The following is a 21,456-nucleotide window of genomic DNA, read 5'->3' as shown; positions in this document are numbered from 1 at the left end:
AACCGGCGCAGCAGGCCTCATTACCGTGCGATCCGCGAGATGCCGGGCGGCAACGACAGCGGCACGTGGAACTTGCGGTAGAACCGCCACAGGCTGCGCAGATGATGCCGCCCCGCTCGCGACACGGGGCTCGCCGCCGACTGTCGTTGATGATCGTGCACGAGCGTGACGCCCGGCATGCCGAGCACCCGATAGCCGGCCAGCCAGGTCCGCGCGCACAGATCGACATCCTCCATGTACAGGAAATACGATTCGTCCATGCCGCCGAGCGACTCGAACAGGTCGCGCCGCACGACGAATCCCGTTCCCATCACCCATTCGGCATCGAACGGGTTGCCGCACGACCATGCATCGATCATCAGGTGCTGGTTCATCCGCGCGCGAAAGCGGCCCGAGCGGCCGAGCGCGGTGCGTCGCGCGACGATGTCGAGCCAGCTGTAGAACCGTCGCGCCGAGTACTGGCGCCGGCCGTCGGGATACTGCAGGTCGAGCCCGACGAGCCCGGCCTCCGGTCGCGTCTCGAACAGCTCCAGTACTTTCGCCAGCCCGTTCTCGCTGAAGCGCGTATCGGGATTGACCACCAGCACGTAGTCGCGTCGACAGGCGGCCATGCCGAAGTTCACGCCGGAGCCGAAGCCGCGATTGCATGCCGCGCGCAGCAGCCTGACGCCGCGCGGCAACGCGTGCCGCAACCGCGTGTACGAGTCGTCCGGCGACGCATTCTCGACGACGACGATGTCGTCGGCGAGTGCGACGCGCAATGACGTCAACGACGCCACGCATCGTATCGTCAGGTCGGGCGTGCCGTAATTGACGACGATGACGCTGATTCTTCCTTCGGTTTCCATCGTGATACCCCGCGCCGTGGTTGATTGTGTCGGCCGGTTTGCCCGGCTCTGTTCGTTGACATGCGCGTCATGCCGACGCGCCGACCTGCTCGACGAGTTGCCAGAACCTGCGCGCCGACGTATCCCAGTCGAACCGGCGGATCTGCTCCCGGCCCCGCGCGACGAGCGCGTCGCGCCACACGGCCTCGGTGCCGAGCCGGCGCATCGCGACCGCGATGTCGGCGACCGACAACGGGTCGACGAGCATCGCGGCGTCACCCGCCACTTCCGGCATCGCCGACACGCTCGAGGTCAGCACCGGCACGTCGGACGCCATCGCCTCGAGAATCGGCAGGCCGAAACCTTCGTACTGCGACACGAACGCGACAAACAGCGCGCCTCGATACAGTTTCGGCATCGCATCGTTCGGCAATACCCCCGCGAATACGAGGCCGTCCGCGCATCGGTGCCGCGCGGCGTGCGCAAGCAGCGCCGGGTCGGGATCGCCGGTCAGCATCAGGCGCACGCCGAGCGGCAACAGCCCGCTTGCGCCGAATGCCGCGATCAACCGGTGCAGGTTCTTGTAGTTGCGCCGGTTACCCGGATAAAGCACGTACGGAAACGGATAGCCGAGCGTGTCGCGGTTGCGCCGGTATGCAGCGTCGGTCCCGTTGTGGATCACGTGAACGCGATCCGGCGGCATGTCCGACCAGCGGAGGAATTCGTCGCGCGTGAACTCGGACACGCAGACGATCGCGGTGCAACGCCGGTACAGCGGACGGAGCACCGTGTCGTAGTAGAAGCGGTGCGCGCGCGTATAGAAGTGGCGATGCGTAAGGTCGTGCACCACGACCACCGACGGGAAATCGGGCAACGCGGCCGGGACGAACCCGGGATTCCAGAACACGGCGTTGCGGGCCGGCAGCCGCCTCAGCGCGCGGCTCAACGCGAGCGGCGACAGCGGGTGCGCGACACCGCCGCCGACCGGCAGCGGCTCGATGCGGACGGTCGACGGCGCGCGCTCGGCATAGGCCGCCATCACGTTGTGGATGCCGGTTCCAACCGGCCAGCGCGTGTCTGTATAGACCGTGAGGGGCGCGCGCTCGGTGCGCTCGGCACGGTCGGTGCATTCGGTCGAAGCGGTGAGGATCGTGCTCATCGTTCAATCCATCCAGCCAAGCAGGCGATGCGACGCGGCGATCCAGTAGTACTTCGCACGCCGCGGATTGCGGCGCACGCATGACAGCAGGCAGCCGGCGACCGGCCGCGCGATCATGTAAAGGACGTAGGCGAGCGGATAACGATTGATGCGCAGCACATGCCCGAACCCGCGGTTGTAGCGCCGGCCGCGCGCATACGCATGCTCGTCGAGCACGGCGAGCGGTTCGGGATGATGGACGCGCAGATGCGGGTCGTAGTCGATCCGGCACCCCGCCTGCAACGCGCGCACCAGAAAGTCGACTTCTTCCCCCGCTCCCCAGCGCGTGGCCGCGCCCACGCCGAGGTCCACGTCGAACTGCCCCGCCGCATGCACCGCGGACCGGCGCAGGAAGATCGTGTACGACGTCGCACACACCCATACGTTGAAGCGGTTGACGGTCTGCGCCGAGGTCGCCCACCGTCCTTGCGACGGCCGCCCCGCGGCGTCGACGCTCATGCCCGTCACGCCGTCCAGCATCCTGTCCGCGGACAAGCGCGCCGCGACCGCATGGAGCGTCCCGGGCCGATACCAGCAATCGTCGTCGGGGAACCCGACCACGTCGCCCGTCACGGCCTTCAGGCCGACGTTCGTCGCCCGCGACTTGCCCTTGTCGGATCGCAGATGGACGATCGTCAGCCGGTCGCGATACCGGTCGACGATCCGCTCGACCCGGTCGTCCGGGTTCTGGTCGACGACGATCACTTCGAGGTCGGCGTAGGCCTGCCGCAGCAGCGAATCGAACATGCGCTCGATCTCGTCGCTACGGCCGAGCGTCGCCATGATGAGAGAGAATTTCATCGCGTAGGTCCGGACGGGAAAATGGATCGGGGCCGCAACACGCGCGGCGCGGCGCGCGCTTTCCGGCGTGCCGCCCGCGGAACGAACGCGAACGACGCGAGGTAGCCGACGAACAGGTACGACGTTTCGCTCTGGTGCATCGGGTTGATCAGCGACCATGCCGCGATCGGCGCGAGCAACACCATCGCGCGCCGGCCCTGGCCGAGGCCCGCAAAGAACACCGCCCATGCGAGCAGCCCGATCGGGCCGGCCACCAGCATCAGATCCAGCGGCGCGCAAAACACGGCGCTCGTGCCCTCGCCGAGCCCGCGGACGGCGACGGCCGAGTGCGAGAAGTAATGCTCGACGAAGCCGAAGCCGTGACCGATCCAGTCGCGGCCGACCAGCTTGATCGATTCCGTGAAGGCAAGCCCGCGCTCCTGTTGCAGCCGGACCTGAAGCTGGTCGCCGGTCAGTTCGCGCGTGAACATGTACAGATAGAACCCGGCCCCGGCGGCCATCGTCAGCACTTTCGCGAAAAAATGGCCGCGCACCTGCAGCAGGATCACGATCGCGCATGCGATCAACACCGTCTTCGATTCGCTCAGCAGCGTCACGACGAGTGCGAGCGCAACGAACCTCACGACGTCGGGAATGCGGCGCGGCGACTGCAGGAAACAGGCGTAGGCGGTCAGGAAGAAAAACGCCGCGAACCAGTTGCGCTCCTTGAACGAACCGTGAATCGCGTTCTGCATGAAGTCGACTTTTTCGTACAGCACCGGGACGTCGAAATACTGCAGCGCGTACTGAAACGCCAGGAACCCCGCGATCGCGACATAGCCGAACGGCAACGGCCGCGTGCGTGCCCGCGCGCCGTAATAGCGGCCGATCAAATAGAACGCCGGCATCACGAACCCGAATTTCACGATCTGCTCGGTCGCCTTGAAACGCGGATAGCCGGACAGGAACGTCGTCGACAACGCGACGCCGACGAACAACGCGAAGGCCCAGATTTCCCACGCGCCGACGGGAATCCGGCGCCGCACCAGCAGCACCGGCAGCACGAGCACCGCGAACAGCTGACCGAGTTGCGCGCCGCCGATCTTCAGGAACTGGATCGAACTCAGCAGCAGCAGCACGAGCAGGACCGCGTCCGCGAGGTCGAAGCGCACCTGCGGCCCGCTCGTCGCCCCACCGAGTGACGACGCGCGTTGCCGCGGCACCTGCAGCGCGAGGCGGCTCATGTCCGTTGCCTCGCATCGCGTAATGCGATCAGCATCGCCACGGTTTGCCGGGCGGCCTGACGACGCAACGTCCAGGTTGCGCCGACATAAGCGGCGCCGAAGGCGACGATCAGCAGCGGCAACCTGACCAGGGCCGGCACACCGCCGAGGTGCGCGCCAAGCCGCGATACGATCAGCGCGCAGCCGAACGCAATCAGATACGGCGGCACCAGCCGACCCAGCAAGCGGCCGGGATCGATCGACAGCTCGACCACGACGGCACCGAAGCTGAGCGGCGTGATGAACAGCACCGCGCCGACATACAGCCACGCCAGCCCGGCGACGTCGTGCGACGGCAGGCAGACCATCGCGCCCAGCACCAGGACGAGCTTCACGACCGTCAGCCACATCGTGACGTTCGGCCGCCCGCGTGCCGACAGGAATGCACCGTTGACGAACTGGACCGTCTGAATCGCGCCGAGCCCCATCAGCGGCGTCATGATCGCGGCACTGTCGGCCCAGCGCGCGCCGAACAATACGACCGTGATGTCGTGGCTCGACACGGCCATCAGCACGAACAGCGGCGCCGCGACCATCGCGGCAAGCCCCGTGACGTCGAGGTAGGTGGCCGCCATTTTCCCGGCGTCGTGCGCGACACGCGACAGCACCGCGAGCGCGACGTCGGTCGCGGCGCGGCACAGCAGTTCCAGCGCCGTCTGGTACAGCCGCGCCCCGATCGCATAGATGCCCAGCCCGGCCGCGCCGTACAGCGCGACGACGATCAGGTCCACGGTGCGTGTCGCGCACCAGTCGATCAGCCTCGACGCAACGACGTGACCGCCGAAGCGCGCAATGGGCCAGAACGTCGACGCGTTCCGGCGGCCGCGCGGACGCCAGACCGGTCTGCGCCAGAGCCAGAGCGCGGACATCGTCATGAAGGTCGCCGCCTGCGCAATCAGGCTCCACGCACCGGCGCCCGCGATCGCCAGCGCGACCGCCACGGCGCCTGCGACGCTCACCGAGCCGAGTTGACGCATCGCAAGCGTACGGAAATCCAGCCGCCGCTTGTACAGCCCCTCCTGGAACGAACTCGCCGAGCCGATCGGCACGAACGCGCACGCCACCCGCAGATACGGCGCCAGGCCCGGTACGCCCAGCCACGTTTCGACGCGCCCGGCGAGGACGAACAGCGCGACCGCGAGCACGATCGCCATGCCGATCGAGCACACGAACGGCCATTCGAGATCGTCGTCGTCGAGCGACGCGCGCTGAACCAGCGCGTCGCCCAGGCCGCCCTCGGCGATCATCAGGACCAGCGACAGCGACAGCGTGACCGCGGCCGCAAGCCCGACGTCCGCCGGGCCGAGCCAGCGCGCGACCAGCAGATAGGTGACGAGCGTGACGAGCTTGCCGCCCCATGCCTGCACCAGCGCCCACGCGAGGCTTCGCACCGTGCGCGCACCGAGCCGCTCGCCGGCGGGCGACGCGCGGTCGCTCGCGGCGCGCAGCGCGATGTCGCGAATCGCGGGCTCAGTGCTCGGTTTCATACGCGTATTTCCCTTCGCCATACGCGCCGTAGACGGCCTGACGCCGCGGCACGTCGTTCAGCACGACGCCGCTGATCGCGATGCCGGCGTTGCGCAGGCGACGCTCTGCCTCGCGAATTTCCGGCATCGAACTGCGCCCATGCCGGACGCACAGCAGCGTCGTCGCGCCGTGGCGGCCGATGGTCGCCGCATCGTGCAGCGCGAGGATCGGCGCCGTGTCGACGATGACGATGTCGTAGAGACGCGCTGCCGTGTCGAGCAGCAACTTGAAGCGGCCGTCGTTGAACAGCTCCGACGTGCGGGCGACGGCACCGCGCGCGAGCACGTCGACGCCGGCGACCGCCGATTTCTGGACGCCGCGCTCGAGCGTGCCGCTCGCGATCGCGTCGGGCAGGCCGGGCGCCGCCGGCAGCCCGAAGTGGCGATGCGACTGACCGCGGCGAATATCGGCATCGATCAGCAGCACGCGCTTGCCGCCCGACGCGAACAGCGAAGCCAGGTTCGCGCAGAGGAACGATTTGCCCGCACTGGGCTGCGGGCTCGTGACCATGATCACGTTGTGCCCCGACTCGGACATCGTGAACTGCAGCGTCGTGCGCAGGCTGCGGATCGCGTCGACGGTCACGTCCTCCGGAATTTCCGATGCGAGAACATGCGCGCCCTGTCCCGCATGCTGCTGGTTTCGCACGAGACGCCGCTGCTCCCGGCTATGCGGCACCACCGCATAGACCGGTACGCCCAGCGCCTGCTCGAGGTGCTCGGAATGTTCGACGCGGCCCCATACCGCCCGCTGGGCGAACGGGGCGGCGATGCCGAGGGCGATCCCGACACACAACGACAGCGCGACCAGCAACAGGCGCCTGGGCTTGACTGGTTTCACCGGCAGGACCGGCAAGTCGACGGCGCGGACATTGCCGATCTCGCTGCGCCTGGCGATCTCGAGCTGTTGTCCGGTGTTCAGCAGGTTCGTATACAGCTCGGTGTTGACGCGCACGTCACGCAGCACGCCGAGGCCCTCGCGCTCCGTATCGGGCAACCTGGCTTCGAGCGCCTTCAGTTCCTTCGCCTTGCCCGCCAGTTCCGCCAGGTTGGCGTCGAGCGCCTGCACGGCCGGATGGCCGTCGGCGAACCGCGCGATCAGGTCGACGCGCTTTTGCTTGAGTTCGAGCGTGCGCGTCTCGATGTCCACTTCCTGGCCGAGCAGCAGCTTGCCCTGTTCGTCGAGATCGACCGTCCCCGTGCGCGCGCGAAACGCCGCGTATTTGTCCTCGGCATCCTTCAGCGCCTTCATGACGGTCGGCATGCTGCTCTTCAGCGATGCCAGCGTCGCGGCGGCCTCCTCGCTCCGGTACTCCTTGTTCTGCTGGACGTAGCCGTCGACCACGGCCCGCAGGATGTCCCGGATGCGGGTCCGGTCGTCGCCCTCGAGCGTGACGGTCAGGATGCCGGATTGCTTGGCCTTTTCCTCGACGGTCAGATCGTCCTGGAGCTGGGAGACCACTTCGAGCTGCGGGATGCGCCTGAGCCGAAACGCCGTGCCCGGCCGGGCGTCGAGGGCCGCGACCAGCAGCGTCAGCGGCTGCGCCTTGTACTGCCCGTGCGCCGGCACGCCGACCTCGCCTTTCAGCACGACGTCGCCGTCCTCGTCCCTGACCACGTAGCGTCCGCCGCCTTCGGCGGTCACGTCGAACCAGAGCCCGTCCAGCGCGTCGATGCCGTCGTGGCTCTTCTTGCCGGCCGTCTCGAACGTGACGACGTCGAATCGCTCGCCGCCCCAGGCAAACCGCGACAATCCCCAAAGCGGCCGCGCGACGCCGTCGTCCCGATAACGACGCGCGACCCAGCGGCCGATCAACGGGACATAGCGCGGTTCGGCGATGAGGTTCAGATGCTGCTTCGTGACGACCGAGTCGATCACCATGCGCGCGCGCACGAGTTCGAGTTCGGCCGCGGTCGTGCTCCCGTTGTCGAGCAACGCCGCGATGTCGTGCAACGGCGAATTGCCCGCCGTGGTCGATTCGTTGACCTGGATCGTCGCGTCGACCCGATAGACCGGCGTCGCGAATACGACATACAGCAGCCCGAGCAGGAACACGCCGGCCGCGATGCCCAGCACCATGCGCCACCGGGCCAGCACGATGTCGACGTAGGACGAAAGGGGCGCATCGTCGTACAACGCCGCGTCGTACAGCCGTGCATCGGAAAGGTCTGTCATGGCAAATCCAGTGTCGATCGGGTTCCGGCGGTTCATTTCGCGACCAGCGCGCCGGTCATGCCGGCATTGATGGCGGGCAACAGCAGCGACAGCACGCGGCTGAGTCGGACGAGGCCGTTGCCGTCGACATAGACGACGTCCTTCGGCGCCAGCCTGAAGTCGTTCGCTAGCACCATGGCGACCGGCGACTTCGCATCGAGATGAAACACGTCGGGGGTACTCGAGCCGCGCCCGCGAATCACGTAGACCTGCGCCGTGTCGGCGGTGCCGCTGTTGAAACTGCCGGCTTGCTGCAACGCATCGCCGAGCGTCAACGAGCCGTCGCGCAGCGGTAGCGCGAGCGTCGGCTTTGCGACCTCGCCCATCACGAACGCGCCGTTGTCCTCGCGCGACTGCACGCGCAGCACGTCCCGGTTGCGCAACAGGATGCTGGCCGGGTCGATGCGTCGTGCGACGAGCCGGGACAGGTTCAGCACGTAATGCTCGTCGCCGCGCATCAGCTCGATGCGGCTCCGATCGGCCGTCGGCTGAAGCCCGCCCGCGCGATCGATGGCCTCGATCAGCGTCATCGGCACGTCGTTGATCGGCTGGACGCCCGGATTGCGCACCTCGCCTTCGACGTAGACCTGCTGGCTGCGGTACGACGTGACGCGCACGGTGACTTGCGGGTCGCGGAAGGTTTTCGTCAACGCGACGCGGAACGCATCACGAACCTCGGTCGTCGTCCTGCCCGAGACCGCGAGCGTGCCGACATAGGGAAACTGCACGCTGCCGGTTTCATCTACGACGAAGCCGCCGACGGGGTCGCTCTGCCGTTGGGGCGACGACGTCTGATTCGTCGGCGCCGCCGCGGAAAGTTCGGGGTGGTCCCACACCGTGATCTGCAACACGTCGCCGGCACCGATCCGATAGCCGCCCTTCGCGCGCTCGTGCAACAGCGCGTCGACATTCCCGGCCGCGTCGCTGTCGTCGCGCATCGATTGCAGCAGGTTGACGTCGATTTCCCGGATCGGCACATCGAGCGACTGCGCCGGTTCGCCGTTGCGCGCGCTGGCCACCGGCAATTCCTGCGAGCCGGTCATCCGCATGCCGGGCGCGACGGCACATGCCGTCAGGAACACGGACAGCACGAGCGAGGCCAGCGCGCGGCCCCGTCTGCTGCCTGTCGAAATACCGTCGAATGATTTGCCCATTGCTGCCTCGTATGTCGCGCTGTCGTCAATTCCGTCCGTGGCGCCGTGCTCACGGTTGTGTTCATTTCGTCGTGTGAGGGTTCGGCTTGCTTCGCCCTCATGCCGCGCCGCGCGCTCGATCACCATGACGAACGGGACCAGGGCGACGCCATGCCCGGCCAGTCGTCTGTCGCGTTGTCGTTCCCGCCGCGCGGCCGAATCGGGACGCGTGCCGCGCCGCGCGTGCGATGTGCCGCCGGCATGCCCAGCGCGTCGATCGACAACACCCGCATCTGTCGCTCGATCGGCAGCAGCGCGTAGTTGCCGACCGCCGGCGCCGCGACGCCCGACGCGACCGCCGGCTTTGCGATCGATCCGCGCCACGGATTCGAGGTCTGGGAAGCGCTATCCGCGAGGCCCGCGATCCACCGCGGCGCGTTCGTCGAAGGGCGCGCTACCGGCGCATTGCCGTGCGCAGCCGATGCACACGACAGGCCGATGAGCATCGCGAGTCGACCGACATGGCGTCGCATCAGCCGTGCCCCCGTGCGGCAGCTGCGGGAATCCGCACAATCCAGTGCGCCACCGCGCGCTCGATGTGGCGCGCCACGGCATCGAACACTTGCGCCGACTTGCCGACCGGATCCGCGATATCGCATTTCGCGGCATGGTCGAGCTGGAAGACGCGACCGCGCGCGAACGGGTAACGGCGCTCGATCTCGCGACACTGCACGAGCGTCATCGCGAGGATCAGCTGCGATGCGCGCACGTGGCCGAGATGCACCGGTTGCGCGATATGGGACGTGATGTCGAAGCCGCGTTCGCGCATCACGTCGATCGCGGCCTGTGCGGCCGGCCGGCCCGCCAGCGCGATCAGTCCTGCGCAACGCACCTGCACGGACGGCAGCGCGCGTGCCAGCATCGCGCTCGCCATCGGGCTGCGGCATGCGTTGCCGTCGCAGACGACCAGAATGCGTTCGATCATGGCCGGGCTCAGTACGCGTTCGGATGGACGAAGCCCTTCAGCACCGTGGCGGCGACAATCTTCATGTCGAGCCCGAAGGACCAGTTGCGCAGGTAATAGAGGTCGTGCTGGACACGGCCGACCATCTTGTCGAGGTGATCCGTCTCGCCGCGATAACCGTTGACCTGCGCCCATCCGGTGATGCCCGGCTTGATCCGGTAGCGATGGATGTATCCCTCGACGAGCGGCCGGTACAGATCGTCGTGCTCGATCGCGTGCGGTCTCGGCCCGACGACCGACATGTCGCCGCGCAGCACGTTGAAGAACTGCGGCAGCTCGTCGAGGCTGGTGCGACGCAGGAACGCGCCGACGCGCGTGATGCGCGCATCGCCCCGGGTCGCCTGGCGTACGATGCCGGCCGGTTCGGCGTGCACGCGCATCGTGCGGAACTTGTAGATCCTGAACACCCGGCCATCGGCGCCTTTCCGGTACTGCGTAAACAGCACCGGGCCCGGGGACGACAGCTTGACCGCCAGCGCGATCAGGCCGAGCAGCGGCGCCAGCGCGACGAGCGCTGCCGCCGCGAATACCCGGTCGAACAGCGCCTTCTGCATCAACGCGTGATGCGACATCGGCGATGCGACGAGGTTGATTGCCGGCATGCCGACGAGATCCATCATCGTTCCGCCGAGCAACGCGATGCTGCACATGTCCGGCATGAAGCGGATATTGATCAGATCGTCGCCGAACGTCTTCAGCACGCGCCGGATCGTCCGTTCCTCGGAGATCGGCAACGCGAGCCAGATTTCCGTCGCGGCTTCGGCACGCACTGCCGCGGCGAATTCGGTGAAATCCGCGATCGCCGGGATGATGCCGTTGGACGATCCCGCGGGATCGTGGAGCACGACGGGGCGAAACCCGCTTGCCGGCGACAGCGCAAGCGTTTCGATCACACGCACGGCATGCGCGCCGTTACCGACGATCGCCACCTTGCGAAGATTCAGGCCCGCATGCCTGACGCGCGCGAGCATCGTATAGGCAGCCAGGCGAATGACGATGAATCCGCATCCCGCGATCGCCGTCCAGTAGACGAACCACAGCCGCGACACCTGATCGGCGCGATGCATCGCGAACAGCAGCACGAGGTTGCATGCCTGCACGGCGACCCATGCGGCACTGATGCGGCTGATCATCGCGATCCACGACCGCCCGCGCCACGACTGGTACACCTGACATGCCGGAAAGACGGCGAGCGTCAGCATCGCGACAAACGGGACGACCATCGCGTCCGGCCGGCCGAGCGTATCGTCATCGAACCGCACGTGCGACGCGGCCGCCGCTCCGAGCACCACCACGAGCGCATCGAGCAGGCGCGCGATAATCGACTGAAATCCGAACATGGATATTCTCCAGGCGGCGCATGGTGGCGCCTTATTTGCGGTCAAACGCGTCCGTGCCGCTCACCACGCCGACGGACATTTCCCGAGCGACGCCGGACATGCTCCGCCCTCGGTATCCCGATGCATCGACAACACTCATCCCGGGCGTCATTGGCTCGTCGATGAATTAATCAAGAAATTCGCATTCCTATATGAAATTGAAAGCGCCTTTATCGAACGGACGGTTCAATTCACGCCGGGAATCCAGACCGCGGACGAACTACCGGTTACTTGGGCTCACGCCCCCGCGCCGATGCATGGCCGCCGCAAGGACGTGTCAACACGATTCGGTATGGCAATGGAAATGCCGCGCCCGAACCATCCTGAATGGATTGGCGAATGGACGCGATTTATCGATTGAATGTCCGGAATCGACCGCTTCGCCCCCGCGTCGCGTCCGGATATAGGAGTGTTGATCTGATTCATGATTGGTCTAGCGTTATGGTATTAACTACTTCTGCACATGGCATTTGATGCACGATCCGTGCCACCGAGACGTTCTCTCGTGCTGCAGCGCGGAAAATCCTCGATAAACCAATGACCTATGTCCCAAATTTGAAAGGTATGAATAAATCAAAATAATCCTGTGTAACGTTTGCGCGACTGCGGCGTTCGCATACGTTACGTAACGACACGCCGTAACGCGGCCGACATGAACGGCATTCGGGAGGCTCAGGTCGCTGTCATGTGCATGCCATCGACAGGCGCACGTCTCTTCCGCGCGCGCGTGGCCGTGCGAGTCCGGGGCTGGGGCCGGGCCCGGTCAGGGCCGCAACGACCACGGACCGATTTCGTTGCCGACATGCGGGAGAGGGATGCGGATGCTCGCGAATAAGGGCTGAATCGAGGCGAGTCAGTTCTCGAAGCATGATCGGGCTTCGAGCGATCAGCTATCGAAAATAGGGGTAGACATTCGAGTTCTGACACGGCATGAGCGTTTTTCCCGATTTCCCCCGGGAAATGGCCGATGCGGCAAGAGAGACGTATGGCGCGCTTCTTTCATCGCCTCCGGGCGATTTTTTTAATGCGTGTGCCCTTTATATCGACAGGGGCATAATTTCCGGCTCACCGGCAGCCAACTTTGCGGAAGGCCCGTCCCGCGCTCACGGCTTCGAATGCCGCACGTTCATTCCGCTCTCCGAACGGGTACGCTCGTACCGATTCGACACGACGTCGACATTCAGACGAACGCCCCCGCCGCTTCGGCATCGCCTGCGAGCCAGTCGTTCATCACGCGCGCATCCGCCTGCCGGTCCAGCGACAGACACACGTCGCCCAGTGCATCGACCTGCGCGCGGTCGAGCGCCATGCCCGCCAGCGCCCGATATTTCGCCAACAGCGCCGCGTCCGACAGCGGATTGCGCGGGTCGCCGAGCGCGATCGGCACGTGGCGCGATTCCCGCCGTCCGTCGGTGCGATGCAGGATCACCGTCGGCTCGTCGAGATCGCCGAGCGCAGGATCGACGTCGACCGCGATGCGCGCGAGCAGCGCGGTCACGCGCGGATCGGTGCGTCGGTCCGCTCGATACACGCCGATCCCCGTGTCGCCGAATGCCAGCGCTGCCGCCACCGCGTACGGCAGGCTCATCTGCGCGGACGACAGCGTCGACAGGTCGCGACCGCCGCACATGCGGGCCACGAACGCGCTCGTGCGCACGACCACCCGCTCGATCTCGCCGGCCTCGACGAGGCGGCTGTCCGCGAGCTGCAGCGCCGCGTCGACGGCCGCATGCGCGCTGCGGCACGATGCGTGCGGCTTGATCGAGCAGCGCATCAGCTTCCAGTGCGCGCCGAGGCCGTCGGTCAATGAGTCGGGCACATGCGACTGTGCGGCGAACGTGTTGAAAAAGCCGCCCCACACGTCGTCGAACACGTGCGCGGGGCCGCTCACGCCTTCGCGCGCGAGCAGCGCCGCGAGCACGCCGCCCTCCGCCGCACGCCCGGCGTGCAGCCGCTTCGTCTGCGCTCCGTCGTGGATGAAGCCCCACAGGCCGCCCGCGAAACTCGCCGCATGGCCGAGCGCGTCGCGCGTGCGCGCGGCGTCGAGCCCGAGCACGCGCGCGCTCGCGGCCGCCGCACCGAACACGCCGCAACTGAGCGTCGAGTGCCAGCCCGCCCCGTTGTGAACCGAGTAGCCGCCTGCTGCCTCGAGCACGCGCCGGCCGACGTCGTAGCCGAGCACGATCGCCGCCACGCATTCGCGGCCCGTCACCGGGCGCCCCACGCACGACAGCGCGGCGAGCACGGCCGGCAGCACGACCGCGCCCGAATGATCGCAGCCGCCGGAATCGTCGAGTTCGAGCGCGTGCGCGGCAATCCCGTTGACGAACGCCGCATCGCGCGCGCCAGCGGTCCGCCGCGTGCCCCACAGCGACGCGCCGCCCTGCGCGACGGCGCCGGTCAGCGCACGGGCGCTGCGCGTCTCGACGGCGGACGTGCCCGCCAGCGCGGCACCGAACGTGTCGAGCACATGACGCTTGGCCTTCGCGACGACGTCGTCCGGCAACGCGTCGGCGGGCGTCTGCGCGACGAACGCCGCGAGCCGCGTGGCGCGCGTATCGGTTGTCATCGTCATCGCGCCGACTCCTCCGCCACGCAGTGCGCGAAAACGTCGACCGGATGTCCCGGGGCATTGACGGGCGCTTGGGCACGCCACCAGCGCGCGATGTCTCGCCCCGTCGCGAACCAGACCTCGCCCGCGTCACGCAGATGCGCGAGCAATGCGCGCAGCAGGTCGATCCGCCCGGCCGTGCCGATGATCTCGGGATGCAGGCGCAGCACGCAGCACAGCCCGAAGCGCCGAAACCCGTCGACGTCGCGCCGCCAGTTGTCGAGCACGTCGCGGTACGCCGCGATGCGCGGCTGACCGGCCGGCACGGGCGGCGACAGGTTGAACTCGAAGTACGGCTCGTCCTCGAGTTCGTAGTGCAGCGGCAGCTCGACGAGCCGCGCACCGTCCGCGCCGCCGTCGCCGCGCGGATGCACGTACGGCAGATCGTCGCCGCGCCACGACGACGACCACGTGAAGCCTTCCGCGACGAGGAAATCCGCAAAACCATCGGCCCAGTTGCCGGTGAACGAGCGAAAGCCTTCCACGTCGCGGCCGATCGTGTCGGCGAGTGCCGCTCGCCCGGCTCGGCACGCGTCGATCTGCGCGGCGAGCGGCAGCGCATCGAAATCCTCGCAGCGATAGCCGCTGACGCCGAGCTCGTGGCCGGCTGCGGCGATCGCGCGCACCGCTTCCGCATGCGTTTCGGCGACGATGCCCGGGACGAACCAGCTCGCGGGCACGTGAAACGCATCGAACGCATCGAGCAGCCGGTCGACGCCGCACGTCGCGCCGTAACGCCAGACCGACAGCGATTTCTCGCGGCCGACGATGCGCGGCTCGCGTGTCTGGATGCCGTGAATGTCGTTGAAGTCGACCGTGATCGCGACCGCGCATCGCGCGCCGCCCGGCCATGAAGGGAGTGTCGTCACAGGCCGCTCCGTTGCGTGGGTTGCGCGTCTCGCGCGTGCTGCGCAAGCCACCAGTCGGCCACTTCGCGGCAGCGCGCGAACCATACGCCATCCTGCGCGCGCATGTGGCCGAGCCACGCCTCGAGCAGCGCGATGCGGCCGGGCTTGCCGCACACCTTCGGATGCAGCAGCGTCGTCAGGCACAGTCCTTCGCGGTATACGCCGTCGAATTCGCGCGTCCAGTTGTCGAGCGTCGCGCCGTAGCCGGCGATCCGGTCGAGCCCGGCCGGATAATCGGGGTTGCGGTGATACGCAAGCGACGCGTAGTCGTCGGTCTCCCAGCGGCCGGGTATCTCGACGAGCGGCGGCTCGCCGTCGTCACCGTGCAGCAGGTATGGCCGGTCGTCGCCGCGCATCGAGCTCGAATAACGCACGCCGGCTTCGCGCAGCACGGCGACCGTCGCCGCGCTCCAGTCGCCGGACGGCGTGCGGAACCCGACCGGCCGCACGCCGAGCGTACGCGCGAACACGTCGGCCGACTGCGCCATGATCTCGCGCTGCCGCTCGGGCTCGAGCGTCCAGAACGCTTCGTGCCGGTAGCCGTGGTAGCCGATCTCGTGGCCGCGCTCGACGATCGCCGCGCATTGCGCGGGCCAGGTCCGCGCGACCCACGCGGGCACGAAGAACGTCGCGGGCAGGTCGAACGCCGCGAGCATGTCGAGCAAGCGGCCGAGCGCACGCCACGGCCCGTAGCTGCCGAGCGTGAAATACGCGGGGTTGCGCCAGATCGACCCGTTCAGCATCGCGTCGCCGGTCGGGCCGTCGAGATCGAACGCGAGCGCGACGCACGCGCGCTTCGCGTCCGGCCAGCGGGGAGCCAGGGCCGTCATCGCACGCTCAGTGAGTGCCGTTGATCATCGCCTTCGTCACCGCGTGCTCCTGCAGCCCCCACTTCGCCAGGATCTTCTGGTAGGAACCGTCAGCGATCAGCTGGTTCAGCGCCGTCGTCAGCGCGCTGCTCAGCGCGGTGTTGCTCTTCGCGACGCCGATGCCCGTGTATTGCGACAGGAACGGCTTGCCGACCGGCGCGTATGCATTCTGCTCGAGGCCGTTCTGGTACGGCAGCGTCTCGCCGCCCTGCACGGCCGCGTCGATACGGTTCTGGCGCAACTGCATGCGCGCGTCCGACGAGCCGTCGGTGCCGACCACGACGATCGCCGGCTTGCCGGCCTTCACGCAGTTCTCCGCGCTCCACGCGGTCGTGTTGTCCGGGAACGACGTGCGCCGGCTCGAGCCGACGCGCTTGCCGCACAGCGCGCTCATCTGCGCGAACTCGCTGGCGCGTGCCTTCAGCGTATAGAACTGCGGGCCCGTTTCGATGTAGTCGACGAACGTCACCGCGTCGCGGCGCGTCGGCAGGTCGGTCATGCCGGACAGGATCATGTCGACGCGCTGCGTCGCGACCGCGCTCATCATCTGGTCGAAGCTCGTCTCGACCCAGTTCAGCTTCGCGCCCATCTTCGCGGCGAGCGCTTCGCCGAGATCGACGTCGAAGCCCGCGAGCTTGTCGGTCGCCGGGTCCTTGTATTCGAACGGCGGATAGTTCGGCACGATCGCGACGTTCAGCGTGCGCTTCGCGCTCGCGGCCTGCGCGACTGCGAAGGAGGCATGCAGCGCGAGCGCGCCGAATGCGACGGCGGCCAGCGTGCGGGTCAGGACGGATGCTTTCATGGGGAGTATCGCCTTGTCGTGGTGGGCTTGTATCGTTGACGGTGGAATCGTTCGGGCGCTTCGGTACGGGGCGCCCGGCCCGGTCATGCAATCACGGCCGAGATGAAATCGCGCGTACGCGCGTGCGTCGGCGCGGACAGCACCTGGTCGGGCGGCCCGCTCTCGACGATCCGTCCGCCGTCCATGAACACGACGCGGTCGGCCACCTCGCGCGCGAAGCCGAGCTCGTGCGTGACGACGATCATCGTCATCCCGCTCTTCGCGAGATCGCGCATCACGGCCAGCACTTCGCCGACGAGCTCGGGATCGAGCGCCGACGTCGGCTCGTCGAACAGGATCAGTTGCGGATGCATCGCGAGCGCCCGTGCGATCGCGACACGCTGCTGCTGGCCGCCCGACAGCTCGACCGGAAACGCGTCGCATTTGTGCGCGAGCCCGACGCGCGCGAGCAGCGCGCGCGCTTCCTCCTCCGCTTGCCCGCGGCGGCGCTTGAGCACCTGCACGGGGCCCTCGGTCACGTTCTCGAGCGCGGTCTTGTGCGGGAACAGGTTGAAGCGCTGGAACACCATGCTCGTCGCCAGCCGCTGGCGCGCGACCTGGCGCTCCGACAGCTCGTGGAGCCGGTTGCCGGCGCGCCGGTAGCCGGCCAGTTCGCCGTTGACCCACAGCGCGCCCGCGCTGATCGTCTCGAGCTGGTTGATGCAGCGCAGGAACGTGCTCTTGCCCGAGCCCGACGGCCCGATGATGCACAGCACTTCGCCCTGCGCGACGTCGAGCGTGATGCCGTGCAGCGCCTGGAAATCGCCGTACGACTTGCGCACGTCGACCGCGCGAACGACCGCGTTCGTCATGACGTTCTCCCGATGGTTGAGGGTCGTGTCGTTCATGTGCGGCCCGCCGCGCGACCCGCGCCGCGCGCGAAGCGCCGTTCGACGCGCGCCTGCGCGAGCGACAGCACGGTGACGACCGCGAGATACCAGATGCCCGCGACGATCAGCAACTCGATCACGCGGGCGTTCGCGTAGTAGATGTTCTGCGCGTTGTGCAGCATCTCCGCGTATTGCACGACGCTCGCGAGCGACGTCAGCTTGACCATGCCGATCAGCTCGTTTCCGATCGGCGGCACGATTACGCGCATCGCCTGCGGCAGGATGATCCGGCGCAGCGCCTGCAGGCGCGGCATGCCGATCGATTTCGCGGCCTCGTACTGGCCGGTGTCGACCGACAGCAGCCCCGCACGCACGACTTCCGACGTATACGCGCCCTGGTTGATGCCGAGCCCGAGCACCGCCGCGAGGAACGGCGTCATCACGTCGACGGTCCGGAATTCGGCGATACCCGGAATGCCGAGCGTCGGGAACACCAGCGCGAGGTTGAACCACAGCAGCAGTTGCAGGATGATCGGCGTGCCGCGGAACAGCCAGATGTAGCCCTGCGCGATCGCGCCGAGCACCGGGTTCGACGACAGCCGCATCACCGCGGTGACCACGCCCAGCACGACGCCGAGCGTCATCGCGAGAACGGTCATCACGATCGTGTTGCCGAGCCCCGTCAGGATCGAGCGTGCGGTCAGGAACTGGCCGACGACGCGCCACTCGATCTGTCCGCGCGCGAACGCGGCGGCCACGTAGGCGATCGCGGCAACGATCGCGATCGACGCGACATAACGGCCCCAGTAGCGCCGGCGCACGCGCACGAGGCCTGCGGTATCGTCTGCCGCGGCGCCGGCCGGCCCGGGTGCGCCGTCGAGACGGCTCGAATCGGATGCGCTCAGCATGACGGCCCCCGGTAGTCGGCCGCCCAGGCGGCCTGGCGTTCGATCGCACCGCTCAGGCGGCCGATCTGCTCGCGCACGCGCGCGGGCGACGTGCCGCCCGCGCCGCCGCGCGCGGCGACGGCCGCGTCGAGCGTCAGATGCGCGCGCACCGCCGGCGCGAGGCGCGGGTCGACGGCCTGCAGCTGTTCCGCGCTTGCGTCCGCGAGCTCGATGCCGTCGCGTTCGCACGCCCGCACGAGCGCGCCGGTGATCTCGTGCGCTTCGCTGAACGGCACGCCCGTCAGCGCGAGCCAGTCCGCGACCTCGGTCGCGAGCGTGAAGCCGAGCGGCGCCTGGCGGCGCATCTCGTCGACGTTCACGCGCATCGTGCGGATCATCCCCGCCATCGCCGGCAGCACGAGTTCGAGCGTGTCGATCGAATCGAACGCGGCGATCTTGTCTTCCGCGAGATCGCGGTTGTACGCGAGCGGCAGCGACTTCAGCGTCGCGAGCAGGCCCGTCAGGTTGCCGATCAGGCGCCCCGCCTTGCCGCGCGTCAGTTCCGCGATGTCCGGGTTCTTCTTCTGCGGCATGATCGAGCTGCCCGTCGCATAACCGTCGTCGAGTTCCACCCAGCGGAACTGTCGCGACGTCCACAGGATCACTTCTTCCGACAGGCGGGACAGGTTCACGGCCAGCATGCTCGTGACGAACGCGAATTCGGCGACGTGATCGCGTGCGGCCACCGCGTCGATCGAGTTCTCGCACGGCGCGTCGTAGCCGAGCTCCTGCGCGGACAGCTCGGGCCGCACGCAAATCGCCGAGCCTGCCAGCGCGGCCGCGCCGAGCGGCGAACGCGCGGTGCGGCGGTCCCAGTCGACCAGGCGGTCGGCGTCGCGATACAGCGACTGCGCATGCGCCAGCAACTGATGGCCGAACACGATCGGCTGCGCGGGCTGCAGGTGGGTGAAGCCGGCGGTCACCGTGTCGACGTGCCGGCTCGCCTGGCCGACCAGCGCCTGCTGCAGGTCGAGCACGCCGCGCACGAGCTGGCGCGCCTTGTCGCGCAGGTACAGGCGCAGATCGTTCGCCGCCTGGTCGTTGCGCGAACGCCCGGCGCGCAGCTTGCCGCCGAGCGCCGGCAGCCGCTGCGTGAGCACGCGCTCGAGGAACGTGTGCACGTCTTCGTCGGCAAGCGACGGCGCGATCACACCGGCCGCGTAGTCGCGCGCGATGCCGTCCATCGCGGCCAGCAACTGCGCGAGGTCGTCGTCGTTCACGATGCCGGCGCGGTTCAATTCGCGCGCATGCGCACGGGAGCCGGCCAGATCGTACGGCACGAGACGGTAGAAACTCGGATCGGAGCGGGACAGGTTCTGCAGCGCGTCGGACGGCTCCGACTGGAAGCGGCCGCCCCACAGGCGTTCGATCGGTTCGGTAAGGCTCATTGCGGTCGACCTCGACTCGGTTGGATTGCCCCCACTGTAGGCATTCAATTTTTTTTGTTGTAGCGAGAAATTGGCTCCGCTTAAATGAAGTTTTTCTCAGCACCGTCGCCTTCGACGCGCCCGCCGATGCGCAACCGCCTGCCCCCGCTGAACCCGCTTCGCGCATTCGAGGCCGCCGCCCGGCGCGGCAGCGTGTCGGCCGCCGCCGACGAACTGCACGTGACCGCGAGCGCGGTCAGCCACCAGATCCGTATTCTCGAAAGCACGCTCGGCGTCGCGCTATTCGTCCGATCAAAGGCGCGCGTGAAGCTCACGCCCGAAGGCGAGGCGCTGCTGGAACCGGTCGGCGCCGCGTTCGACCTGATCGCGAACGCCACCGTCAGGCTCGATTCGCCGGCCGCCGTCGGCGATCTCGTCGTGTCGACGCCGCTGTCGCTGACGTCGCGCTGGCTCGCCCGGCACATCGGCGATTTTCTCGAGCGCTATCCGGGCATCCATCTGAAGGTGATTCCGTCGAACGACGAACGCGAGATCTATTCGACGGACGTCGACGTCTGCATCCGTTACGGGGAAGGCACCTGGCGCAATCGGCACGTCGAGCTGCTCGATCATCCGGCGCTGTTCCCGGTCGTGAGCCCGGCGTTGATGAACGGGCCCGATGCGATCCGCAAGGTGCAGGATCTCGCCGGGCGCACGCTGTTCTGCGAGCATGCGGGCTCGTGGATGCGCTGGCTGGCGGAAGCGAACGCCGACAAGCTGCCGGGCATCCGCATCCTCGAAATCGGCAACGCGCACATCGGCGTCGAAGCCGCGGTGCACGGGCAAGGCGTCGCACTCGGCGACAGCCTGTCCGTGCGCGACGACCTGATCGACGGCACGCTCGTGCGGCCGTTCAGCGCAACGGTGCCGTCACGTCATGCGTACTATCTCGTCACGCGTCACGAGCTGACCGGGACGCCGCTCGTGACCGCGTTCACGTCGTGGCTGCGAGCATGCCTCGCGTGATGCGCGTCGTTGCTTGCGGCAGGGTTTCGGTCAGGAAATGAGATTCGCCAGGTCGTCCCACACCATGACGATGTTGTGCGACCGCCAGATCGGCCCCGCATCGACGTACTCGCCGGCAAACCGCGCATTCAGCGCCTCGTAAAAGGCAATCGCGGATGCGTTTCCGTTGACGACACTCAACGCGGCACCCCGATACCGCAGCCTTCTCAAATGCGTTGCGAGTTGGGCAAGCAGCTTGCGGCCGATGCCGCGACGCTTGAATTCGGGATCGACATACAGGAATTTGATCTCGCCACGGCCGTCGAATATCGGTTCCGACGGCGCGCCAGCCGCGCCGATTCCGACGATCCTGCCGTCGGTCTCCGCAATCAGCACGAGCTGGTCGGCGTCGTTCGACGCCAGCTTTTCCTGCCATTTCTTGCCGCGATAGCGCTCGTCGAGCACGGCATGCGCTTGTGCCGGTGCGAGATCCCGATAGGTGTGCCGCCAGACCTTGACGTGGAAATCGGCGATCGCCTGTGCGTCGTCGATGTTTGCGGACCTGATGGATATTCCAGTCATTGAGGACTCCCTGTCGGGTGGCTTTGCGCCAGTGGGTGCGGTGTATGCAGCGGATTGTAACGATCCTGGCAGCGATGTCGAATGACCGCTGGTGGCCCGCGGCTGGCCACCGGTCACGATCTCCGAAGGCC

At 67.6% G+C, this 21,456-nt stretch carries 20 protein-coding genes; 2 read left to right on the top strand and 18 right to left on the bottom strand.

Annotation, left to right across the window (positions count from 1 at the left end; genetic code table 11):
- Window positions 1-20: 20 nt before the first annotated feature.
- The 10 genes from KVT39_RS11210 to KVT39_RS11165 all read right to left on the bottom strand — a co-directional run bounded on the left by KVT39_RS11210 (window position 21) and on the right by KVT39_RS11165 (window position 11,326).
- The gene (locus tag KVT39_RS11210; RefSeq protein WP_034185023.1) at window positions 21-848 is read right to left on the bottom strand and encodes a glycosyltransferase family 2 protein; all 828 of its coding nucleotides are present in this window, start codon (window positions 846-848) and stop codon (window positions 21-23) included.
- A gap of 67 nt (window positions 849-915) precedes the next feature.
- Window positions 916-1,986: a glycosyltransferase family 1 protein gene (locus tag KVT39_RS11205; protein WP_105391485.1), complete on the bottom strand. Its 1,071-nt coding sequence runs from the start codon at window positions 1,984-1,986 to the stop codon at window positions 916-918.
- Window positions 1,987-1,989: 3 nt separating this feature from the next.
- The gene (locus KVT39_RS11200) at window positions 1,990-2,826 is read right to left on the bottom strand and encodes a glycosyltransferase family 2 protein (RefSeq protein ID WP_217589056.1); all 837 of its coding nucleotides are present in this window, start codon (window positions 2,824-2,826) and stop codon (window positions 1,990-1,992) included.
- A complete protein-coding gene (locus KVT39_RS11195) occupies window positions 2,823-4,049 on the bottom strand; it encodes a hypothetical protein (protein ID WP_254640447.1) in 1,227 nt (408 codons plus the stop codon). Before KVT39_RS11195 ends, KVT39_RS11200 begins: the two co-directional genes overlap by 4 nt.
- Window positions 4,046-5,575 carry an oligosaccharide flippase family protein gene (locus KVT39_RS11190; protein WP_217589055.1) on the bottom strand — a complete coding sequence of 510 codons (1,530 nt, stop codon included), beginning with the start codon at window positions 5,573-5,575 and terminating at the stop codon, window positions 4,046-4,048. The genes KVT39_RS11195 and KVT39_RS11190 overlap by 4 nt, the downstream gene beginning before the upstream one ends.
- Window positions 5,559-7,790 (bottom strand): polysaccharide biosynthesis tyrosine autokinase, encoded by a 2,232-nt coding sequence (locus tag KVT39_RS11185; protein WP_217589053.1) that lies wholly within the window; start codon window positions 7,788-7,790, stop codon window positions 5,559-5,561. Before KVT39_RS11185 ends, KVT39_RS11190 begins: the two co-directional genes overlap by 17 nt.
- Before the next feature lie 32 nt (window positions 7,791-7,822).
- Window positions 7,823-8,983: a polysaccharide biosynthesis/export family protein gene (locus KVT39_RS11180; RefSeq protein WP_217589051.1), complete on the bottom strand. Its 1,161-nt coding sequence runs from the start codon at window positions 8,981-8,983 to the stop codon at window positions 7,823-7,825.
- A gap of 119 nt (window positions 8,984-9,102) precedes the next feature.
- Complete coding sequence (locus KVT39_RS11175; RefSeq protein WP_254640446.1) at window positions 9,103-9,468, bottom strand: hypothetical protein; 366 nt, start codon at window positions 9,466-9,468, stop codon at window positions 9,103-9,105.
- A gap of 26 nt (window positions 9,469-9,494) precedes the next feature.
- Window positions 9,495-9,947, bottom strand: a complete 453-nt coding sequence (locus KVT39_RS11170; RefSeq protein WP_105391490.1) for a protein tyrosine phosphatase — start codon at window positions 9,945-9,947, stop codon at window positions 9,495-9,497.
- 8 nt (window positions 9,948-9,955) lie between these two features.
- A complete protein-coding gene (locus tag KVT39_RS11165; RefSeq protein WP_175748129.1) occupies window positions 9,956-11,326 on the bottom strand; it encodes an undecaprenyl-phosphate glucose phosphotransferase in 1,371 nt (456 codons plus the stop codon).
- On the opposite strand from KVT39_RS11165, the gene KVT39_RS11160 reads away from it, so the two are divergent.
- A complete protein-coding gene (locus tag KVT39_RS11160) occupies window positions 11,325-11,726 on the top strand; it encodes a hypothetical protein (protein WP_217589048.1) in 402 nt (133 codons plus the stop codon). The two genes, KVT39_RS11165 and KVT39_RS11160, sit on opposite strands and share 2 nt — an antisense overlap.
- Window positions 11,727-12,545: 819 nt before the next feature.
- Here the strand turns inward: KVT39_RS11160 and KVT39_RS11155 are convergent.
- From KVT39_RS11155 to argH, 7 genes are all read right to left on the bottom strand, one after another.
- Window positions 12,546-13,940, bottom strand: coding sequence for an MmgE/PrpD family protein (locus tag KVT39_RS11155; protein WP_217589047.1), 1,395 nt, complete (start codon window positions 13,938-13,940; stop codon window positions 12,546-12,548).
- Complete coding sequence (locus tag KVT39_RS11150) at window positions 13,937-14,845, bottom strand: polysaccharide deacetylase (protein ID WP_217589046.1); 909 nt, start codon at window positions 14,843-14,845, stop codon at window positions 13,937-13,939. The genes KVT39_RS11155 and KVT39_RS11150 overlap by 4 nt, the downstream gene beginning before the upstream one ends.
- The gene (locus KVT39_RS11145; RefSeq protein ID WP_217589045.1) at window positions 14,842-15,714 is read right to left on the bottom strand and encodes a polysaccharide deacetylase; all 873 of its coding nucleotides are present in this window, start codon (window positions 15,712-15,714) and stop codon (window positions 14,842-14,844) included. Before KVT39_RS11145 ends, KVT39_RS11150 begins: the two co-directional genes overlap by 4 nt.
- A gap of 7 nt (window positions 15,715-15,721) precedes the next feature.
- A complete protein-coding gene (locus KVT39_RS11140; RefSeq protein ID WP_105391494.1) occupies window positions 15,722-16,555 on the bottom strand; it encodes an ABC transporter substrate-binding protein in 834 nt (277 codons plus the stop codon).
- Window positions 16,556-16,638: 83 nt separating this feature from the next.
- Window positions 16,639-17,442, bottom strand: coding sequence for an amino acid ABC transporter ATP-binding protein (locus tag KVT39_RS11135; RefSeq protein ID WP_105391495.1), 804 nt, complete (start codon window positions 17,440-17,442; stop codon window positions 16,639-16,641).
- Window positions 17,439-18,332: an amino acid ABC transporter permease gene (locus tag KVT39_RS11130; protein WP_217589044.1), complete on the bottom strand. Its 894-nt coding sequence runs from the start codon at window positions 18,330-18,332 to the stop codon at window positions 17,439-17,441. The genes KVT39_RS11135 and KVT39_RS11130 overlap by 4 nt, the downstream gene beginning before the upstream one ends.
- On the bottom strand, window positions 18,326-19,759 hold the full coding sequence (gene argH / locus KVT39_RS11125; RefSeq protein ID WP_217589042.1) for an argininosuccinate lyase: 1,434 nt from the start codon (window positions 19,757-19,759) through the stop codon (window positions 18,326-18,328). The genes KVT39_RS11130 and argH overlap by 7 nt, the downstream gene beginning before the upstream one ends.
- Before the next feature lie 126 nt (window positions 19,760-19,885).
- Here argH and KVT39_RS11120 point away from each other — a divergent pair, with 126 nt between their 5' ends.
- Window positions 19,886-20,764 carry a LysR substrate-binding domain-containing protein gene (locus tag KVT39_RS11120; protein WP_105391498.1) on the top strand — a complete coding sequence of 293 codons (879 nt, stop codon included), beginning with the start codon at window positions 19,886-19,888 and terminating at the stop codon, window positions 20,762-20,764.
- Window positions 20,765-20,794: 30 nt separating this feature from the next.
- Here the strand turns inward: KVT39_RS11120 and KVT39_RS11115 are convergent, their stop codons facing one another.
- Window positions 20,795-21,442: an N-acetyltransferase family protein gene (locus tag KVT39_RS11115; RefSeq protein ID WP_368858914.1), complete on the bottom strand. Its 648-nt coding sequence runs from the start codon at window positions 21,440-21,442 to the stop codon at window positions 20,795-20,797.
- Window positions 21,443-21,456 lie beyond the last annotated feature (14 nt).

This window comes from Burkholderia sp. GbtcB21, assembly GCF_019091065.1.
Lineage (GTDB): Bacteria > Pseudomonadota > Gammaproteobacteria > Burkholderiales > Burkholderiaceae > Burkholderia > Burkholderia pyrrocinia_C.
The sequence above is the reverse complement of the archived record's forward strand: the minus strand, read 5'-3'. Positions and strand labels throughout refer to the sequence as shown.